Genomic DNA, 20069 nt, shown 5'->3' with positions numbered 1-20069 from the left:
TCAACTATTGGCAGCTTCTACTACCTAAATCACTAAAATTTTATCTCCAGATAGGATTGAATTCAGTTCTTCTGTTTTCTTGTCTACCTGCAGCTGTGGTATTGTCTCCTATAGGTCTTGTTTCACCATAACCGGCAGAAATTAGTCGAGTCGCATTAATTCCTTGCTTCACCAAATAGTCAAGACAAGCTTTTGCTCTTTTCTCAGACAATCTCTGATTAGAATTGGCATCACCAACGTTATCTGTGTGACCTTCGATGCTCACCATCATTTCTGGATACTTGTTCATCACACTTACGACATCATTCAAGTTTTTGTAAGATGCTTTGGTGATGACAGCTGTGCCTGTTTCAAACTGAACAGAACGCATGGCTACATCTAGTATTTTCTTGTCTTCAACCTTGATCTCAGGGCAGCCATTGTTAGATTTTACTCCCGGAGTTTCCGGACACTTGTCGTCTTTGTCAGCTACACCGTCTTTGTCGCGGTCAGGACATCCCATCAATGTTCCCGGTACGTCAGGACATGCATCTTTAGAATCTTCAACACCATCTCCATCTTTGTCGATTGGACATCCCATGTTAGAAGCAGGACCTGCTACTGTTGGACACTTATCATCTTTGTCTGCAATTCCGTCACGGTCTGTATCAGGACATCCCATCAGAGTTCCCGCTACATCCGGACATTTATCGTCTTTGTCAGCTACACCATCGCGGTCTTTATCAGGACATCCTTTGAGAGTACCTGCTACGTCAGGACACATATCATCTCTGTCATAAACACCATCTTTGTCACGGTCAGCAGGACATCCCATATTTTCAGGAACTCCGGCTTCTTCAGGACATTTGTCATCCTTATTTGCAATGCCGTCACCGTCAGTATCAGGGCAACCATTTATTGTACCAGGTACATCAGGACACATATCTACTTTGTCTGGAACACCGTCTTTGTCCATATCTTTAGGTTTTCCGCATAAACAAGCGCGAATTCCTATGGCATGCTGCCAGTTGTTGTAGCCTTCTTTAAGCGCCAATCTATAATCTGTTTGAGCAACCACGCTCACTAGGTCAGTCAACCTAATGTCAACACCAAGTCCTACAGGCACTTGAGCATAGAAATCGTCAAAGTCCTGCATAGCTCCTCCGATACCTGCATATAGGAATGGAGAAACCGCTTTGCCTCTGAATAAGTGCAAATTTCCTAATACATCTAAGCCAGTATAGTATTGTGCTTTACCATAACCAATTACATTGTCAGAAGAATCCAGTTTTGGAAATCTAGCTGCACCTATACGCAATGGCAATCCCAATGAAAACCACTTGCCAAAATGGCGATTGTAACCTAGTTCAAAAGCATTGTCAAGGTCATTGAATAAGTCCTTGTTGTCGTTATTTGGGGAGTGGAAATTAATCCACACCGGTTTCACAGTAAGCGTGTTCACCGGTAAATCTTGCGCGGTAACGCTGTTTAGCATGACCATAGCGCAAAATAGAAAGCTCGCTAAAAATCTTTTCATGAGTGATTGATTTGTAATTTTAAAATTTAATCAAATTTGTTTGACCTACAAAGAAAAAACCTTTACTCCAGAATCTATAATCCTTTTGGCTTTTTTTCTGCCTAAAACTTAACTTTTCCGTAATTTTTCTGTGATCTCGAGCCTGAATGGTGTTGATAATCATTGCATTCCATTGTTTTTTATCAAAATTTAAGGGAAAACCATGATTTTAAGACTTTTTAATCCGAACACAGTATTTTCGAATATTTGAAACTGTCTGACTTCCAATAAAATCAGTGTACAGTCCAAATTATTTAGACTTGATTCGGCTTGGAATCAGAGTCTTGCTCTGACTTTTGGTTTTATCTTTGCACTCCTTCCGAATAAGATTTAGCTGAATTCTAAAATCATTGCATTGTCCAACCATTCATCTTCACGGTATCATAAGCCACTCATAGCCCAGATCAGCTTTATTCTTCATCAAATTATGATTTCAGGCATGTATGCCGACAAAGCGGTAGAGAAAGCGTTCAAATCTAACAAACAACTTGGTGCTCGAGACAGGGCTTTTGTAGCTGAGTCGGTTTATGGCATTATACGATTCAAGAGATTTTACACGTTCCTACTGGGTCAGGACACAGATATTGATCTTCTCGTTCGCTGTTACTTTTACCTGAAAAACAAATCCGTTCCGGATTGGCTCACATTGGATCCAAAATATCTGGAATCAATCGATAAGAATCTGGAAGAAGGAGGATCCGTCAGAAAAATCAAAGAGTCTATACCGGATTGGATGGACGACCTGGGTATACAAGAACTGGAAAAACATTGGGACTCGCTACTCCATTCACTCAACCAACCGGCTGCGTTCGTTATCCGAAGCAACAGTCTCAAAACCGAAAAAGATAGATTGGCAAAATTGCTTGAAAACCAAGGGATCTTGTCTCAAGACCCAGGACCAAATTATCCAAGCGCACTTGTACTTTCCCGACAAAATATCTTTCAAAATGATCTCTTTAAGTCCGGATTTTTTGAAGTTCAAGACGCTAATTCTCAATTGATCGCACCATTTCTGGATGTTCAAGCCGGTATGAGGGTCATCGATGCTTGTGCAGGAGCCGGTGGTAAAAGTCTTCACCTGGCAGCTTTAATGAAAAACAAAGGGACATTGTTATGCCTGGATAAAGAGGCCTATAAACTCAATGAATTGAGAAATCGCTCCAGTAGAGCAGGTGTCAGCATCATTGAAACCAGACCCATAGAATCCACCAAAACAATTAAGCGTCTGCACAGATCTTGTGATCGTCTCCTTTTGGATGTTCCTTGTAGTGGATTGGGTGTACTTCGTCGAAATCCTGATGCCAAGTGGAAATTAAGTCCTTCCTTTATATCGGAAATCCACACAATTCAGGCACAGATTTTGTCACAGTATTCTGAAATGCTGAAACCCGGAGGCAAATTGGTTTATGCAACTTGCAGTATATTGCCATCAGAAAATCAAAAACAGGTTTCTTCATTTTTGGAGGCTTCAAAAAATTTTGAGCTTGAAGAAGAGTCTACAATCTGGCCCGACCAAAAAGGATTCGATGGATTTTACATGGCTCGATTAACAAGGAAAAACAATTAATCCAATAATGTATTTTGTATGAAAAAATATTTTTTAATGACTGTCGTCACATTAACTGCATTAGCCGTTCAGGCTCAATCCAAAAAACAAGGATTACCAACTATAATCGATCGGGAATTATTTTTTGGCGATCCTGAAATTTCAGGAGCTAAAATCTCTCCAAATGGAAACTTTATCTCATTTATCAAGCCTTTTAAAGGAACTCGAAACATCTGGATAAAGAAAGCTTCCGAGCCATTTGAATCTGCCAAACCTATCACAGCAGACACCAAACGACCAATAAGCAGCTACTTCTGGTCAAATGATTCAAAATACATCCTCTATGTTCAGGACAAAGGAGGAGATGAAAACTATATGGTCTATGCGGTAAACCCTCTCGACAAATCGGACTCAGAAACAGGTGTTCCAAACTCTCGGAACTTGACCGACAAACCCAAAGTCAGAGCAATGATTTATTCAGTGCCGTTGTCCAATCCTGACCTCATGTATATCGGGCTCAATGACAGAGATCCCGCTTGGCATGATCTGTACCAATTGAAAATCTCCACAGGTGAATTGAAACTACTTCGCCAAAATGACGAAAGGATGGTTGCTTGGATATTTGATTTGAAGGACAAATTGAGACTTGCGATGAGATCTAATGAAGATGGATCTACTGACCTGTTACGGGTCGATCCAAAAGCTTTCGTGCCTATCTACCATTGCGATGTATTGGAAAACTTTGCACCTATATATTTCCATACGGATGGCGCTCAGGTTTATCTGGAAACCAACAAAGGAACAAATACTGACATCTCAAAATTGATTTTGCTCAATATTCTAAATAAGAAAGAGACTTTTGTTGAATCTGATCCTGAGAAAAAGGTAGATTTTGGGAGTGCAGAATTTTCAGAGATGACACATAAAATGCTGTACACGAGCTATACTGAAGACAAGCCGAGACTGTACTGGAAAGACAAAGAATTGGAATCAGAATATAACAGTTTGAAAAAACAATTCAAAGGCAAAGAAGTCAGCTTGTACAGTCCAACAAGAGACGAGCGAAAATATTTGATCGCAACATATTCAGATACAGATCCAGGCACAGTGTACCTGTATGACAGGAACACCAAGAAAACTACCTTCCAGTACAAACCAAGACCAAATATGCCATTGGAAGATCTGGCACCGATGAAGCCGATCAGTTACAAGTCATCAGACGGTATGGTGATTCCTGCTTACCTCACATTGCCGAAAGGCATCGCTTCTAAAAATTTGCCTTTGGTCGTATTTCCTCACGGAGGACCTTGGGCGAGAGATTATTGGGGATATCATTCTTATGCACAATTCTTGGCCAATCGGGGCTATGCAGTGTTGCAACCCAATTTTAGATCATCGACCGGCTTTGGTAAGAAATTTATTGATGCAGGAAACAAGCAGTGGGGTGATAAAATGCAGGACGATATCACCTGGGGTGTGCGACATCTGGTAGAAAAAGGTATAGTAGATCCAAAAAGGGTCGGAATTATGGGAGGTTCCTATGGAGGATATGCCACTCTGGCAGGTCTGACATTCACTCCGGATGTATATGCATGTGGTGTTTCCCTAGTAGGTCCTTCGAGCCTTCTGACATTATTGAATTCTATTCCACCATACTGGGAAGCAGGTCGCAAAATCTTCCATGAAAGAATGGGAGATCCAACCAATCCGGAAGGCGAAGCCCAACTCAAAAGACAATCACCGCTTTTCTCAGTGGACAAAATCAAAGCTCCCTTGCTAGTCGTCCAAGGAGCGAATGATCCCCGCGTCAAAAAAGCTGAATCAGATCAAATCGTGATGGCTATGAGAAATAAAAACCTTCCCGTAGAATATATCTGTGCTCCGGATGAAGGCCATGGATTTGCAAGACCCGTAAACAATATGGCTTTCTGCGCCGCAGCAGAAAAGTTTCTTGCAGCACATCTGGGTGGTCGCTTCCAGGAAGAAATGCCTCCGGCAGTTGCTGAAAGGCTCAAAGAAATAACAGTCAATCCAGCCAATTTATCGGAAGCTGAAAAATTAGACGAATCAAGTCTTGTAATTGCCGTTCCGGATGCAGAATTAATACCAGGAACTTATCTGTATAAAGTAAAACTGGAAGCAATGGGCCAAAATATGGACCTGATCGAAAATATCGAAATCCAAGACAAAGGTGACCATTTTTTCATCACAGACCAGATGGAGACTCCTATGGGTGAAATGAAAGAGGAAGGTAGTTTTGAAAAGAAAAGCATAGCGCCAAGAAAAAGATTCATGGACCAAGGTCCTGTGAATATTTTGATGGACTATACAGCTACTCAGGTAAACTTAAAAATGAATATTTCAGGACAAAAAAAGGAAAGTGAAATCAAACTCAACCAAGCATGTTTTGCAGACGGTCCGGCAAATTTCATGCAGATAGCTTGCTTGCCTTTGTCAGAATCATACAAAACCAAAGTTTCCAATGTTGATTTACACAAAATGTCTTCAGCAGATTATATCATCTCAGTGGATGGATCTGAATCGATTAAAGGACAGGATTGTTGGGTAATTAGTATGAAATCAGCTGCAGGAGATCCCGGTGATATGGTCATTTGGATTGGCAAAACCGATAGAAGGGTGTATCAATATACGAAGATCATTCCTGAAATGGGCGCTGCTAAAATGACAGGTACACTGGAGGTAAAATAGACCGAAATTAAATTTTAAAACCGGGAAGGGTATTCACTTGCCTTTTCCGGTTTTTTTATGATTAACACTAGTCTTCTCCAGACATTTTTATGAATTTACCTTCCAAGTATAGACAATGAATTAATTTTGCGAACGAATGGAATTCATCATTATCCTTTTCCTGATACTTCTCAACGGTCTTTTCTCCATGGCAGAAATGGCATTGGTGTCAGCAAGGAGATTTAAATTAGAACAACAAAAGAAAAAAGGAAATAAAAAAGCAGAAGATGTACTGATGCTTTCAGAAAATCCAACGAGGTTTTTTTCCACTGTACAAATAGGTATCACCTTGATAGGTATTTTGTTGGGAGTATTCAGTGGTGAAAAATTTACATCGGAAATTCGCGATTTCCTTTTACTTCATACCAGCATTTCTTCATCCTTTGCCAATACCATTGCAGTCAGCATTGTCGTCATCATCATCACATATTTGTCCATCGTTCTCGGTGAATTATTACCAAAAAGAATTGGATTGGCATTTCCTGAATCGATTGCAATGTTGCTTGTAAGACCGATGAACATACTCACCATATTGGTATCTCCTTTTGTGTGGTTGCTCAGTGCAACAAATGATGTTTTACTTCAATTACTCGGGATTGGTAAAACGACAGATCAAAAAGTCTCAGAGGAAGAAATTAAATCCATTATAAAGGAAAGCGCAGATGGAGGAGAAATTCTCGAAATAGAACATGATATCATGGAACGCGTCTTCGAATTAGGAGACCAAAAAGTGGACACTATTTTTACGCATAGAGGTGAAATCGTATTCTTCGATATCAACGATAGTTGGGAAGACATCCAGTCGAAAATAAAAAATGAAATCCATTCCGCCTATCCTGTTGTCATTGAAAATAATATCGATAAAATTGTGGGAATAGTCCTGATGAAAGATTTATTTCTGGCTGCACAAAATCAAAAACTAGATCTCAACGACTTCATCAAAAAACCTGTATTCATCAACGAAGTTTCGTTTGCATATAAAGTCCTGGAAGTTTTCAAAAAAGAAAAAATGCATTATGCCATTGTCATTGATGAGTATGGTAGCACAGCCGGCATGGTTACTATGGATGATCTTATGGATGCTTTGGTTGGTGATGTGTCTGCTGATCATCAAGACGAATACAAAATCATCTCAAGAGACGACAAAAGCTGGTTTGTGGATGGTCAATATTCAGCTGTTGAATTTGTGAGATTTTTTAATCTGCAGATCGACATGAGTTTCAAAAATAGGTTCAACACCGTAGCAGGTTTATTTATTCATTTCCAACAAAATTTACCTGAAGTGGGTGATGTACTTTTATTGGATAATTATCGCCTGGAAATCATTGATAAAGACGGACAACGCATCGATAAAATACTCGTGACAAAACTTTAATTTAATCCCACTCTTTGATCTGAAATAGATCGGCAAAGAAAAATTCGGGTCAATCCACATTTTAACGTTGCCCTTTCTGAAGAAATAAATTGTCAGGAGGATTTTGAGTTCGATGACTTGATGTATCTTTTATAAGATCTGAAAAATCTCATCGCAAATACTCCGGTTAACGCTTCTCTGACAATAAAGATATTCATTTTGGATTTACCTTTTGCCCTATCCGGAAAGATGATTGGTACTTCTTTAACACGATATCCCAATCTATGCGCAGCATACTTCATTTCAATTTGAAAAGCATAACCTACAAATCTGATTTGGTCCAGGTCTATATTTTCCAGGACCTCACGTTTGTAAAATGCGAATCCAGCTGTAGGATCCTGAACGTTCATCCCTGTGATCCACTGCACATAAAATGAAGCCGATCTGCTGAGAAGCAAGCGGCTTATTGGCCAGTTGATCACCCCACCATCTTTAATATATCGAGACCCTACTGATACATCAGCCTGATTTGTTTCGAGGACTTGACTCAGCTCATCCAATTTTTCAGGGGGGTGAGAAAAATCGGCATCCATTTCGCCGATATACTGATAACCGCCTTCCAAAGCCCACTTAAATCCAGCAATATATGCTGTTCCTAATCCATTTTTCTCAGATCTCTCCATGAGGTAGATTCTCCCGGTAAATTCAAGCTGCAATTCTTTAACCTTTGCAGCTGTACCATCCGGTGAACCATCATCCACTACTAGGACATCAAACATTACAGGACGCTCCATGACAGCACGGAGTATCGCTTCAATGTTTTCGATCTCATTGTAAGTGGGTATAATGACTAAACGTAAGGACACGCTGTTGGACTATTTCGGGCAAAATTAATACATTTGAAAATAAATATATATATTTATTTAATATATAACAATATATTAATTTTTATAGGCTGAGAGGTTTGCTGAATATTATCAAACTCAAGGACTCAAGCAAATTGCTGTGGATCGTACTCTCTCATCATCCCAATTGCTGCTTCCATCACATCTTCCACTGAAGGTTTTGAGAAATAATCTCCATCACTTCCATACGGAGGGCGATGCGCTGCAGCACTGAGACAAATCGGCTTTGTATCTAAATATTCAAATGCTCCTTGTGTCTCCATGATTTCGCGCAATAAATAAGCACTTGCACCTCCGGGCACATCCTCGTCAAGTATCAAAAGCTTATTTGTCTTTTTAATGGAAGTTGTGACCTCAGATCTCACATCAAAAGGCAGCAGAGTTTGAGCGTCAATCAATTCTACACTAATGCCAAGATCTGACAAACGATCAGTAGCCTCTTGTGCTATTTTGACGCAAGAACCATAGGTGATCAAAGTGATATCCGATCCGATATTTAGGATTTCGATTTTACCCAGCGGGATGGAAAATGTACCGAGATTATCAGGTCGAAGCTCTTTCAGCCTATACCCATTGAGACATTCGATTATGAGACCAGGATCTCCGCACTCCATTAGAGTTTGATACATCCCGGCAGCCTGAACCATGTTGCGTGGGACACAAACGTGAATTCCTCTGAGGGAGTGCAATAACATTCCAATAGGTGAACCGGAATGCCAAATTCCTTCTAAGCGATGACCCCTGGTCCTGATAATTGCAGGTGCTTTCTGCATTCCTGCAGACCGGTAACGCACTGTGGCAAGATCATCCATCAATGCAGACATAGCATATACTATATAGTCCAGGTACTGAATTTCGGCGATAGGCTTCAAACCTCTCATACTCATACCGATTGCTTGACCGATAATACTCCATTCCCTGATTCCTGTATCAAATATCCTTTGGACCCCGTACTTCTGTTGCAATCCTGAAAATCCCTGGTTCACATCTCCGATTTGCCCAACATCCTCTCCAAATGCATAAACGGTTTTATTCTTTTCGATCAATTGATCAAAATATTGATTCAACACCTGATAACCGCTGAGTTGCGACGAGCTATCGCTGTAGCGAGCGGCAACTCCTTCTTTAAAAGGATCATAAGAAGTCAAGTCTGAGGCATAGTTCTGTTTGGTTTGAGACATCTTTGTCTCCAACCACTCTTTCAATTGCGGGAAACTGCCGCCGGGAAGAGTGAGCAGTTTTCTTCTCAAGGGAGCCAAAATTTCATGGACTGAAATATCTTTTAAACTCCGGATATGCTGAGCTATTTCGACAAAGTCATTTGGTTCATTTTCTAAAATTGTCAGGAGCTCATCTCTAAGTTTCTTCATTGGGGCTTGGTAATTTTCCCAGGCAGCATTTCTTTCGGAGCGGACAAATGTCCGTGCCTCAGCATTCAAATGCTCAATATCTTCTTTATTCAGCAACTTATTCCGAGTCAACCATTCTCCCATGATTTTGATGCAATCAAACTCGAGTTCCCAAGCCAATCGTTCGGTGGACTTATATCTCTCGTGAGATCCTGAAGTGGAATGTCCTTGAGGTTGGGTTACCTCTTCTATATGGAACAACGATGGGCGATGAGTTTTCCTCATTTCCTGCACTGCCTCTGTATAAAGCTTTACAAGCGCTGGATAGTCCCATGCTTTGGCTTTATAAATATTGATTCCTTTGTCTTCCGTCCCGAGTTGCTGGAACCCGGCTAAGGCTTCAGAAATGTTCCCTTTTGCTGTTTGTAACTCCTTAGGTACCGAAATACCATATCCATCATCCCATACCGAAACAGCCAATGGCACTTGCATGACAGCTGCAGCATTCATTGTTTCCCAAAAAATTCCCTCAGAAGTTGAAGCATCTCCGATAGTACAAAACGATACCTCACGTCCTTTGTCAGAAAATCCATTTTTTGTCTTACTCTGCTTGTACATCTTCGAAGCCAAAGCAATTCCAAGAGCCCTTGCCATCTGACCTGCTGTGGACGAGATATCCGCAGTTACATTATACATAGACGAATGATCTAGCCAATTACCGTCAGAAGATAATAATGGAGTGGCAAAATGTGCATTCATCTGTCTTCCTTTGGAGAAAGGGTCATTGTTAACATCAGCATACAACTGTGCAAAAAAATCCTTGACTGAACACAATCCAAGTGCCATTAAAAAGGTCTGATCTCTATAATATCCGGACCTGAAGTCTCCTTTTTGAAAAGCTCTCGCCATAGCGACCTGAGGCACTTCTTTGCCGTCACCCAGAATCCCAAACTTAGCTTTGCCTGTCAATACCTCCTTCCGGCCCAATAAAGAGCACTCTCGGCTCACAAGACAAATCCAAAAGTCTGTGATAACTTCTCGCCTGTAAACTGCGTCCGATGTATTGATTTGCTGAAGAAAAGATTCAATAGGTTGGATTAAAGACATAAGTTGGATTTAGCACAAAAATACAATAAAAAGGCTGCCGCCAAACTCAGAATTGCTCATCAGCGCACTTGCCGATATTTGATTATATTAATTTATTATAAATATATAAATTATTTATTTTCTTTTAATTAGGAAATTAAATGGGCTAATAAATCATAAAAATTAATCATTTAACATGGCTTTAACACACCTCAACAATCAAAAAGGGTCTAATTTTCGGTTTATGAATATAAATTTGTCTCACAAAACATTTAAAAAAGAAAACATGAAACATGTACTTTCTATTCTTGCCTTCCTTCTAATAGGTAGTGCTGTTTTTGCTCAAACTACTAAACCTGCTGAGCAAGCAGCCACAACTTCAACAAAAGGTCCTAAAATGGTATTTGAAACAAATACAGTGGACTTTGGTGAAATTTTAAAAGGAAGTGATCGCGTCCGTAAGGCCGTTTTTACAAACAAAGGAACAGAGCCTCTAATCGTAAAAACTGCTAGAGGATCTTGTGGTTGCACTGTGCCTACTTGGCCAAAAGAACCAATCATGCCAGGTGAAAAAGGCACGATTGAAATCAATTATGACACTCAGAGAGTCGGACCAATCAACAAAACTGTCCGAATTCAAACCAATGAAGGAGAGGAAGAAATTACTCTTTACATCAAAGGAAATATCTCTGACACAAAAGAGGAGACACTTCCAACCAGCGATGGTTCCGTGTTGAATCCAAAACAATAAAAAGAAATACAATTCTCAAAGAGCCTCTTTCCACGAAAGGGGCTTTTTGTTTTTTAAAGCTAGGCCAAACCCTAGTATTCATTGAGTTCAACTTAATTCACCTACACATTCTCTTTTCCTGAGGTCACCGTCTGGGCCAGAATTCAATTTTGCCCTCCCGATATAATTTCATTTTATCTCACTAAAACTAAATCAAAGTTCTAGTGATGAGCAAAAGGTTCCGCAAAGCAAAATTCCAGTGAACAATTTCAATTAAAATGAGAGAAGCAAACAAAATTTGCTAGGCTTGCCAAATGATTTTAACAGAGAAAAATGTGCTTCCATCTATTACATTTGGATCAAACATAATGGAGACAAATGCTATTGCACTTGACTTGTTTAGAAAATACTCTTACGAATCAAGCTTACGCCAAGTTTTGATACTGAAGAAAAAAAAGGATCGCAAAATATCTTTAAAGTAAAACTTGGATTTTAACTTTTGCCTTGGCTTTTTACCCACCTGCATTTAAAAAACGCCGAGGTTGCCATAATACTGTTTTCAGATTATCAAAAATCTTCAGAAAATGTGGCCAAAAGAATTCCGTTTTACAGATAATCACCTTTGCTGAACTAAATTATACGACACAAAATGCAATGAGTTTTCGCTTAAACAAGCTTAGTAAAAGTTAAAACTCAAGATTTTTCCATTTCTTTCAGACAACCTGAAAAATGCTGGGATACCAAATTGACAAAAATTCTCTGATGCGTATTATATGCCGTTGAACTGATCACATCAGAGTAATTCAATTTCATTCTGCCAAGCATTTCAATGTGCTGAAGCTCGCATGTATCTCCTTCAGTAAGATTATGCTCATCCAGATAATTTCTTTTTACAAACTCACTCGATCTTCCTAATGCCAGTTGGCATTGGATCAGAAAATCCTGGTAAAAATGAATCACAAAAGGAGCTGTTGTTTCTATCAAATCACAAATAGCCAAACTTTTTACAAGGTCCGCATTTTCAATGTCAGCCTTTCTCAACACCTCAAAATTTTCAGGTGAAGGAATGTCAAAATTGATGTTACTAAATAGAGACTCAAACATGATTTTCAACTGCTCGCAATGTTTGATACCTGTGTATTCAGACCCCCTAATGATGGGTCTTTCACCACATTCAACCAAATAAATTTCGTTGGCGATAGCTTTAGCTTCAGGATCATCCGATAAGGTTGAAAATCTTCTAAATGCGAGCAAACTTGCGTAGCTAATTGGATAAAACGCACTGACAGCTACAGTAATATAAGAAACCAGACGATTGAAATTCATCTTTCTCAATTGGCCAATGAGATTTGAATTTCGGGTGATTCTAATAGCGTCCCACAAGGGATGGTTCATAAAAGCAGGATAAGAATCCATAGTCTCAATAGTATATAAGAGTACAATTATTTTCAAAAAACGGCATTGTACTTTTGAAATTATGTTCTCTAAATAATTTAACTTTTAACAAGTCCACAATGTTTTTCAAGCTTTTACATTTCCGGGAAATTGATGAGCAGGAATGGAACCGATTTATTGAATGCAGTCCTCATGGGAACATTTATCATTTATACAATTATCTGACTCATTTACTTGAAGATTGGAAAGCAATAATGGTTTATGAGGGTTCTGAGCTGCTTGCCATCCTCCCATTCAGCGTAAAGAGAAAATACTTAATTAACTACGCCATTCAGCCTATTTTCAGCCAATACATTGGAATAATAATGAAAGCATACTCAGATAATACTTACAAAAAATATGAACTTCAAAAAAAAGTAATCCAGACTATTCATGTGGCTATTCCGAAAGACATTCATTTTTTCCAGTACAATTTTGCTCCAGAATATAACTACGGAATGGCGCTTCGATGGCTAGGGTGGAACCAATCAATAAAGTATACTTATTGGGTTGATATCTCCAAAGGGTACGAGGTATTTATTGGCGAAGCAGCATCGCATGTAAGAAGAGAAATCAAAAAAGCGCAGCAAAATGGCATTAGAATCGAAGTAGAAAATAATCCGGACCTCGTAATTGATATACTCAAACTTGCCAAACCGGAACTTATCAAAAAACTTGATCAAAAATATTTGAAAGCCTTATCAAATAACTCCAGCTACTTTTACAGTTCAGGTAGAAGTTGCACCTTAATCGCGTATAAAGACTCGACTCCAATCGCCGGGATGATATATTTTTTATATAAAAACAAAATGATTTATTATCAAGGATCCACCATTCCTAAATACAAAAACTCCGGAGCTATGAGTTTGATCATTTCAGAAAGTGTTAGAATATTAGGAGGCAACTATACTATACTGGATTTTGATGGAAGCATGATAGAACCCATTGAAAGATTCTTTAGAGGTTTTGGTGCTTATCCGGTTCCATACTTTAGTTATACTTTAAACAATTCCCCATGGCTAATTCAGAAAATTCTGAATCTCAAAGCAAATAAATAAAGCCTAATTTTAGTTTTTCATCCTTTAACCTGCTCCCCTATATTAATCAAACTGGATAAACAAAAATAAATCTACTCCTTTGGTATCAACTTTCTGACATCCCGTTAAGCACATATCAGTTTTACCTAAAAAGTGTTTTCAGTATTTCAATTGACAACTTAAGAATAGAATTTATGATAAATATGGCTTGCGATAGGGCTTTATTCTGCAATTGCTCTACTATAAATGACTATACTTCTGATATAAATGTACATGAAATAATAGGGCTCACATTTCAAATCAAGCATATCATTTATACACAATGAATTTGTTTGTTGCAATGTGAACCCTATTCATAAAATGACCGGGAAATATTTACTTGGCGGTATAAATAGCAGTGGCGGTAAATCCAAATTCACTGTCTTCTAAAGTAAACTGTGTGGCGGAAAAGCTTTTTACTGTGTTTTCAGTGTCGTTAAAGGTAAGTTTCTTTTCATCGCTGCTTAAACTCCAGTCTGTGATTTCGACTTCGGGTACTCCTTGACACTTAATTGCATTGTCTTTGGACTCCAGAACACCTAATGCTTTAAACTCAATAGTGTCATCTCGTTCGCAGTCATCAAGACTAGAAGAAGTAACATCTAAGCCATTGAGCAATAATTTTGAAACTACCCACTGTTTTCCAGGCAAAACTTCTGAAAATTTGGACGCAGTGCCTTTGTCATCATCCTGTTACATGAAGAGTTCATAGCAAGGAAAAGTATTCTTTAAGCAAAAATTTTTAGAAGCGTTATAAAAAAGATTTACTAATTAAAAAATGGTTTACTGCTAGTTATTAATTATCTATTGCTTCTTACAAATCTTTACGCACACCACTTTGTATTCAGGACATTTGGCGATGCTGTCATGTATCGAAGATGTCACAATATTAACGAAAAGTTCAGGAAAGTGGAAAGTCGTACTCAACACACCTTGCTTGACCTCGTCTGTAAGATGTGCACGTACACTGATTTTGCCCCTTGCAGACTCAATATCTACAAAATCTCTTTCCGCTATATGGTAAGATGCAGCATCTTTGGGATGGATCAATAATAAATCCTCCGTAATGATCTCTGCATTTCCGGTACGACGAGTCATTGTTCCTGCATTATAATGTTCCAATACCCTATTGGTTGTCAGGATAAATGGAAACTCAGCGGCATATTCCAATACTTCCGGTGTCTCCACATATTCTCGGAAAACAAACTGGCCTTTTCCTCGCTTGAATTCTTTTTGATGCAATATCTGGGTGTCAGTGCCATCGGCAGCTACAGGCCATTGTTTTCCCCTATCTCCCAAGTTCTCCCAACTGACACCGGCAAAAAAAGGTACTATCTTAGAAATCTCCCTCAGCATACTATCCGCCTTATAATCTGCCTGTTTGTAACCCATGCGATTCATCAGATCGATAATGATCTGACCATCTGATTTCGCTTCTCCTACAGGCTCAACCACCTTATTCACTTTCTGAATCCGGCGCTCCCCATTTGTAAAAGTACCTTCCTTCTCCAGGAAGGAGGCTCCGGGCAGTACAACATGCGCCAGTTTAGAAGTCTCAGTCATAAAGAGTTCCTGGACCACCAGTAAATCTAGAGATTTTAGGGCATTGATCACATGGAGTGTATTTGGATCTGACTGAGCCATATCTTCACCAACGACATACATAGCTTTAAGATCGCCACGGATCGCAGCATCATACATGTCAGGTATTTTGTATCCTGCGGCTGCAGGCACCTCCGCTCCATAAAACTCTGAGTATTGCTTCCTGATCTCCTCCTGTGTATGGTCGAGGTAGCCTGCACCCTGATATGGCTGAACGCCCATGTCCGCCATTCCCTGAACATTATTCTGTCCTCTGAGGGGATTCACCCCACATCCGCGCTTGCCAATGTTTCCGGTGATCATAGCCAGGTCGGCAATCAGCATAACCGTATAAGTACCTTGATAATGCTCTGTCACGCCCAAACCATGAAAACTCATGGCGTTCTCAGCTTTTGCGTATGCAATGGCAGCGTCACGGGCTGCGGAGTAACTTACTCCGGACACTTCCTCAAGCTCCGCGATGTTGAGTGAAAGTATATTCTCTTTAAAATCTTCCCAACCTTCGGTTCTGAGTTCGATAAACTGTCGATCATAAGCTTTGGCGCTGACGATAGCGTGCAGCATCATATTGAGCACAGCAACATTAGTTCCGGGCCTTAGTTGAAGATGATGCGTGGCGTATTTGGCCAATTCAGTTTTGCGTGGATCGATCACAATGCAAGTCTTGCCTTTCATGGCAAACTGCCTCAATTTTGCACCTGTCACCGGGTGCCCTTCCGTAGGATTGGCACCAATCACCATGATCGCATGGGTAAACTTGAGATCCTCAATACTGTTGGTCGCAGCTCCTGTACCAAAACTTCGCTGCATCCCCAATGCTGTTGGTGAATGACAAACACGTGCACATCCATCAATATTATTGGTTCCGATCACAGCCCGGATAAATTTTTGCATGAGATAATTTTCCTCATTGGTACATCGGGCAGATGAAATACCAGCTATAGAGTCGGGTCCATGTTTCGTCCTGATATCCTTCAATTTCGAGGTAATATAGTCATAAGCTTCATCCCAACTCACCTCGTCAAATCCTCCATCAGCATTGCGAATCATTGGTTTTCTGATCCGGTCAGGGTGTTTATAAAACTTAAACGCATATCTTCCTTTCAAGCAGGTATGTCCTTGGTTGACCTCTGCCGTATATGGGGCCTGAATACTGAGTACTTTTCCGTCTTTGACGCTGACTTCTAGATTGCATCCCACCCCACAATAGGTGCATACCGTCCTGACTTTCGTCTGTCCTACCAGGGCTTTGCTCTGGAATACATCCGAAATGGCCGATGTTGGACAGGCTTGTGCACATGCGCCACAACTGACACAGTCTGACTCGGCAAAACTCTGATTCATGCCTTTGATGATCTGACTGTCAAATCCTCTACCCATCACATTGAGCACCTGTTGACCTTGAATTTCGTCACATGCGCGTACACACCTATAGCACATGATACACTTAGACAGATCGGAGGTCATGTACGGGTGACTGAGATCTTTCTGCCTGTCAAGATGATTTTTTCCTTCAGGATACCTCACTTTTCTAATACCTACTTTGGCTGCAACGTCTTGCAATTCACAATTGCCATTCACCTCACAGGTCAAGCAGTCTAAAGGGTGGTCAGTGAGTACAAGCTCTATGATATTTCGTCTTAATTTCTGGACTGATTCACTCTCTGTCAATATTTCCATTCCCGCTTCCACCGGAGTGTGACAAGATCCCACAGTCCTGAATGCCTGACCCGCTCCTCTGCTTACCTCAACACTGCAAACACGACAAGATCCAAATGCCTCTAGTTGAGGCGAATCACATAAGGTTGGAATATAATCTTGTCCAAAATACCTCCTTACAAAAGATAATATTGTTTCTCCGGTCTGAAATCCGTAGGACTTACCATTTATTTTGGCTTCTTTGATAGCAGGCAGTTTGTCTGGCACCAGAAAAGTAGTCTTCATAGAGTGAAGATAAGCCAACTTCAGAAAAAATAATAATTTATTAAAACCGGGCATGCCCCTGATCGCTTCGCTCCGGGTCGGTATCCTACATGGTTCGCTGATCGCTCCGTGCTGCGCACCGTCCACAAAGTGTCCGCACTCCGGATCCCTCATGCAAATGTCCGATTAAAATAATATCCACTGATCAGAATGATTCAGGCAAATGATAGAGAAATAGTAAATTATTAATCTTTCATTAGATCTACTTTCCTTTCTTGAAGAGATTAAAATCTAAGCTGGTGTTAATAATTCTGGAAAGAAATTATAATTGTTTACCAAATTTACTATGAGCATAAACCAATTTGAATTTAAAAGAATTAAATTAAAGATGATTTATTCAATGATAAAAATATTTCTTCAAAGTATTGTTTGCAAGTCTATCAAAGGTTGATTAAAATTCATTCACAATTATAGATCCAAATGAATCATGAAAGCTTTAGTTGCATTACTTTTCATCATCGCCATGCACCAATCTGGAAGTACACAATCCATCCTAGATCTCTACCTACACAAAATTAACACCTACGAAAATCTCAACCGAAAATTACCTCTTACTGAAAAATACTATACCGTCGTAAATGAAGCTTCTTCAGCTAATACTATTTATAAAAACGAAGAGTTAAATTTAAAATTAGACCAAACCAAAGAAATCAGATCCCTCGACAATATAAAATATATCTCAACAACACGGAATACCGACGGATCAGTATTTTGTACTGTCACAGATAGTCTTGACGAAAAAGGTCGACTAGTCAAAAGAACAACTGTTTATCCAACGGCCCCATATTACAATGAATTTATTTGAACCACTCTTAACTCTGATGGAAATATTATACAATCGACAATGCGCAAATGTGCAAAATGCAAGATAGAATCAGATGTAAAAGCTGAACTAGACAGTCAAGGAAAAATCACGGGATATGACTTTGACAATGTCCTTGGGAGCATAAGACTTGATATTGTTTCAAAACCAAATAAAACAGAATATATCCAATACCAACTTATGAATGGAGAAATACTCAATCCCTCCATCCAAAATGCAAATACTACAAAGTTTAAAACAGATTATGCATACAAATCATACGGAGATAATTATGATAGTCTAGTGGTTTACAAATATAACGTAAAAGAAAATAAACTATTTCTGGTAAGAAAAGAAATCACTTCCAAATCGGGAATTCCTATCGAAGTAAAATATTACAATTCTGACGTTGCATTGACAGATCATTACAAGATCACATACAATCAAAAAGGCCTGATCGAATCAATCGAATCTGTTATTGATTCGAAGATTTATAATTGTGAGTTCAATTCCGAGGGAAGATATATTAAAGAATACCTTTTGGATCCGGACATTAAAATAAAAGAATACGAATATATTATTGATGGTACAATTTCGAAAATCTATGAATTAAATGAGTTTGAAGAGAATCCAAGCAAAGTCTGTATTTTTTCGTATTAATGTTTCGGCTGCATACATTTTATCCACGAAAAATTATGATTCAAGCGAGATCATCAAATCCTAGACAACTAACTCGTATATCAACGATTCGGGATTTATATTTTATCGAAATGATTGCGGTCCTTATCCAAGGATTCTCGACTCTTCAATTGCAAATCAGTATAGAACTTGATTAAATTAGATTAATTGCCCGGTATAGTCTACTTCAGCAATTGCATCATCTTCGTATATATGGCTGTGTTTTCATAGATTCCTGAAAATGATGCTGAACCGGGACCAAAAGCATACACCGGAATGAGGTCGGCACTGTGCTTGTTTGTGGTAAAAGCGGTCACAAGCTCTCCCATTTTGGAACCTGGGTTAATCGCAAGCCCGCCAGTCTCATGATCTCCTGTGATGATCACTAAGGTCTGACCGTCTGCAGCAGCAAAATCTAATACTTTTTCTATTGCCTTATTGAAATCGATCACTTCTGTATAAACATATGATGCATCATTGGCATGTCCACCCCAGTCTATTTGTGATCCTTCAATCATCATAAAAAAGCCCTTTTCGGATTTATTTTTCAAAAAATTGCAGGCATCTGATGCAGCCTTTGGAAGATAGGACCTTCCTTTTGAGGCTGGCAAAGGATCTCCATCTGCTGTAAAATAAACCAACTTATTGACATCTGGCAGGGTATAATTCATATAATCCTGCTCAAAGTAATCTCTCACTTCATACCCATTCTTTCTGAGCTGTGCTACCAGATCAAGACTGTCGGAATTTCTTCTTTCAAAATACTTTTTTCCACCACCGATCAGGAGATTAGCAGGAATATCCATATAATCCAATGCGATTGCCTCATAGTCTTCTCTACCGGATTGATGAGACATAAAAGCCGCAGGTGTAGCATGAACGATGGTAGAGGTAACAACCATACCGGTCGCTCTGCCTATCCTATTGCTATATTCTAGGATCGTTTCATACGATGTTTTACTTGAGTCCACACCGAGGTAAGTATTATTTGTCTTCCTCCCTATAGAAAAAGCAGTGGCACCGGCAGCAGAATCGGTGATGAGATCGTTGGCGCTATAACTCTTGTGGAGCCCAATCACCGGGCAGCGCTCCAAGGGGAGATAATTGTGATTCATATACATTCCTGCTGTCATCTGTGGGATTCCCATTCCATCACCGATCATGAGGATGATGTTTTTAGGATGTAGAATTTTATCACTGTGTTGATGGTCTTTTTGAGTA

At 39.5% G+C, this 20069-nt stretch carries 14 protein-coding genes; 7 read left to right on the top strand and 7 right to left on the bottom strand.

The genetic code is table 11. From position 1 onward, the window contains the following. Nucleotides 1-40 precede the first annotated feature (40 nt). Nucleotides 41-1516 carry an OmpA family protein gene (locus tag IPI99_07340; protein MBK7340323.1) on the bottom strand — a complete coding sequence of 492 codons (1476 nt, stop codon included), beginning with the start codon at nt 1514-1516 and terminating at the stop codon, nt 41-43. 466 nt (nt 1517-1982) lie between these two features. Here IPI99_07340 and IPI99_07335 point away from each other — a divergent pair, with 466 nt between their 5' ends. The 3 genes from IPI99_07335 to IPI99_07325 all read left to right on the top strand — a co-directional run bounded on the left by IPI99_07335 (nt 1983) and on the right by IPI99_07325 (nt 7224). Then, the gene (locus IPI99_07335) at nt 1983-3122 is read left to right on the top strand and encodes an RNA methyltransferase (protein ID MBK7340322.1); all 1140 of its coding nucleotides are present in this window, start codon (nt 1983-1985) and stop codon (nt 3120-3122) included. An 18-nt stretch (nt 3123-3140) separates the two neighbouring features. Then, a complete protein-coding gene (locus tag IPI99_07330) occupies nt 3141-5810 on the top strand; it encodes a prolyl oligopeptidase family serine peptidase (protein MBK7340321.1) in 2670 nt (889 codons plus the stop codon). Nucleotides 5811-5946: 136 nt separating this feature from the next. Next, nucleotides 5947-7224: an HlyC/CorC family transporter gene (locus tag IPI99_07325; GenBank protein MBK7340320.1), complete on the top strand. Its 1278-nt coding sequence runs from the start codon at nt 5947-5949 to the stop codon at nt 7222-7224. A gap of 92 nt (nt 7225-7316) precedes the next feature. Here the strand turns inward: IPI99_07325 and IPI99_07320 are convergent, their stop codons facing one another. Further along, nucleotides 7317-8069: a polyprenol monophosphomannose synthase gene (locus IPI99_07320; protein ID MBK7340319.1), complete on the bottom strand. Its 753-nt coding sequence runs from the start codon at nt 8067-8069 to the stop codon at nt 7317-7319. Nucleotides 8070-8194: 125 nt separating this feature from the next. Continuing rightward, the gene (locus IPI99_07315) at nt 8195-10564 is read right to left on the bottom strand and encodes a transketolase (GenBank protein MBK7340318.1); all 2370 of its coding nucleotides are present in this window, start codon (nt 10562-10564) and stop codon (nt 8195-8197) included. A 265-nt stretch (nt 10565-10829) separates the two neighbouring features. On the opposite strand from IPI99_07315, the gene IPI99_07310 reads away from it, so the two are divergent. Then, complete coding sequence (locus tag IPI99_07310) at nt 10830-11294, top strand: DUF1573 domain-containing protein (protein MBK7340317.1); 465 nt, start codon at nt 10830-10832, stop codon at nt 11292-11294. A gap of 672 nt (nt 11295-11966) precedes the next feature. Here the strand turns inward: IPI99_07310 and IPI99_07305 are convergent. Next, nucleotides 11967-12725 (bottom strand): hypothetical protein, encoded by a 759-nt coding sequence (locus IPI99_07305; GenBank protein MBK7340316.1) that lies wholly within the window; start codon nt 12723-12725, stop codon nt 11967-11969. A 62-nt stretch (nt 12726-12787) separates the two neighbouring features. Here IPI99_07305 and IPI99_07300 point away from each other — a divergent pair, with 62 nt between their 5' ends. Then, a complete protein-coding gene (locus tag IPI99_07300) occupies nt 12788-13765 on the top strand; it encodes a hypothetical protein (protein ID MBK7340315.1) in 978 nt (325 codons plus the stop codon). Between the two features lie 354 nt (nt 13766-14119). Here IPI99_07300 and IPI99_07295 read toward each other — a convergent pair whose 3' ends face one another. Then, nucleotides 14120-14434, bottom strand: coding sequence for a hypothetical protein (locus IPI99_07295; protein MBK7340314.1), 315 nt, complete (start codon nt 14432-14434; stop codon nt 14120-14122). Between the two features lie 153 nt (nt 14435-14587). After that, nucleotides 14588-17329 (bottom strand): formate dehydrogenase subunit alpha, encoded by a 2742-nt coding sequence (gene fdhF, locus IPI99_07290; protein ID MBK7340313.1) that lies wholly within the window; start codon nt 17327-17329, stop codon nt 14588-14590. A 466-nt stretch (nt 17330-17795) separates the two neighbouring features. Between fdhF and IPI99_07285 the strand changes: the two genes are divergently transcribed. Together IPI99_07285 and IPI99_07280 are read left to right on the top strand one after the other, a co-directional pair. Further along, nucleotides 17796-18173 carry a hypothetical protein gene (locus IPI99_07285; GenBank protein MBK7340312.1) on the top strand — a complete coding sequence of 126 codons (378 nt, stop codon included), beginning with the start codon at nt 17796-17798 and terminating at the stop codon, nt 18171-18173. A 39-nt stretch (nt 18174-18212) separates the two neighbouring features. Beyond that, nucleotides 18213-18830, top strand: coding sequence for a hypothetical protein (locus IPI99_07280; GenBank protein MBK7340311.1), 618 nt, complete (start codon nt 18213-18215; stop codon nt 18828-18830). A gap of 200 nt (nt 18831-19030) precedes the next feature. On the opposite strand, the gene IPI99_07275 is transcribed toward IPI99_07280, so the two are convergent. After that, a complete protein-coding gene (locus IPI99_07275; protein MBK7340310.1) occupies nt 19031-20011 on the bottom strand; it encodes an alkaline phosphatase in 981 nt (326 codons plus the stop codon). Nucleotides 20012-20069: the final 58 nt, after the last annotated feature.

It is taken from the genome of Saprospiraceae bacterium (assembly GCA_016710235.1).
Lineage (GTDB): Bacteria > Bacteroidota > Bacteroidia > Chitinophagales > Saprospiraceae > Vicinibacter.
Note: the sequence above shows the minus strand (reverse complement) of the source record. Positions and strands in the feature narration are given on the sequence as shown.

Excerpts from the sequence above, each read along its gene's own strand:
- IPI99_07340 (MBK7340323.1), bottom strand. The coding sequence starts at position 1,516 with ATGAAAAGATTTTTAGCGAGCTTTCTATTTTGCGCTATGGTCATGCTA.
- IPI99_07335 (MBK7340322.1), top strand. The coding sequence starts at position 1,983 with ATGATTTCAGGCATGTATGCCGACAAAGCGGTAGAGAAAGCGTTCAAA.
- IPI99_07330 (MBK7340321.1), top strand. The coding sequence starts at position 3,141 with ATGAAAAAATATTTTTTAATGACTGTCGTCACATTAACTGCATTAGCC.
- IPI99_07325 (MBK7340320.1), top strand. The coding sequence starts at position 5,947 with ATGGAATTCATCATTATCCTTTTCCTGATACTTCTCAACGGTCTTTTC.
- IPI99_07315 (MBK7340318.1), bottom strand. The coding sequence starts at position 10,564 with ATGTCTTTAATCCAACCTATTGAATCTTTTCTTCAGCAAATCAATACA.
- IPI99_07310 (MBK7340317.1), top strand. The coding sequence starts at position 10,830 with ATGAAACATGTACTTTCTATTCTTGCCTTCCTTCTAATAGGTAGTGCT.
- IPI99_07300 (MBK7340315.1), top strand. The coding sequence starts at position 12,788 with ATGTTTTTCAAGCTTTTACATTTCCGGGAAATTGATGAGCAGGAATGG.
- fdhF (MBK7340313.1), bottom strand. The coding sequence starts at position 17,329 with ATGAAGACTACTTTTCTGGTGCCAGACAAACTGCCTGCTATCAAAGAA.
- IPI99_07285 (MBK7340312.1), top strand. The coding sequence starts at position 17,796 with ATGAAAGCTTTAGTTGCATTACTTTTCATCATCGCCATGCACCAATCT.
- IPI99_07280 (MBK7340311.1), top strand. The coding sequence starts at position 18,213 with ATGCGCAAATGTGCAAAATGCAAGATAGAATCAGATGTAAAAGCTGAA.
- IPI99_07275 (MBK7340310.1), bottom strand. The coding sequence starts at position 20,011 with ATGATCGGTGATGGAATGGGAATCCCACAGATGACAGCAGGAATGTAT.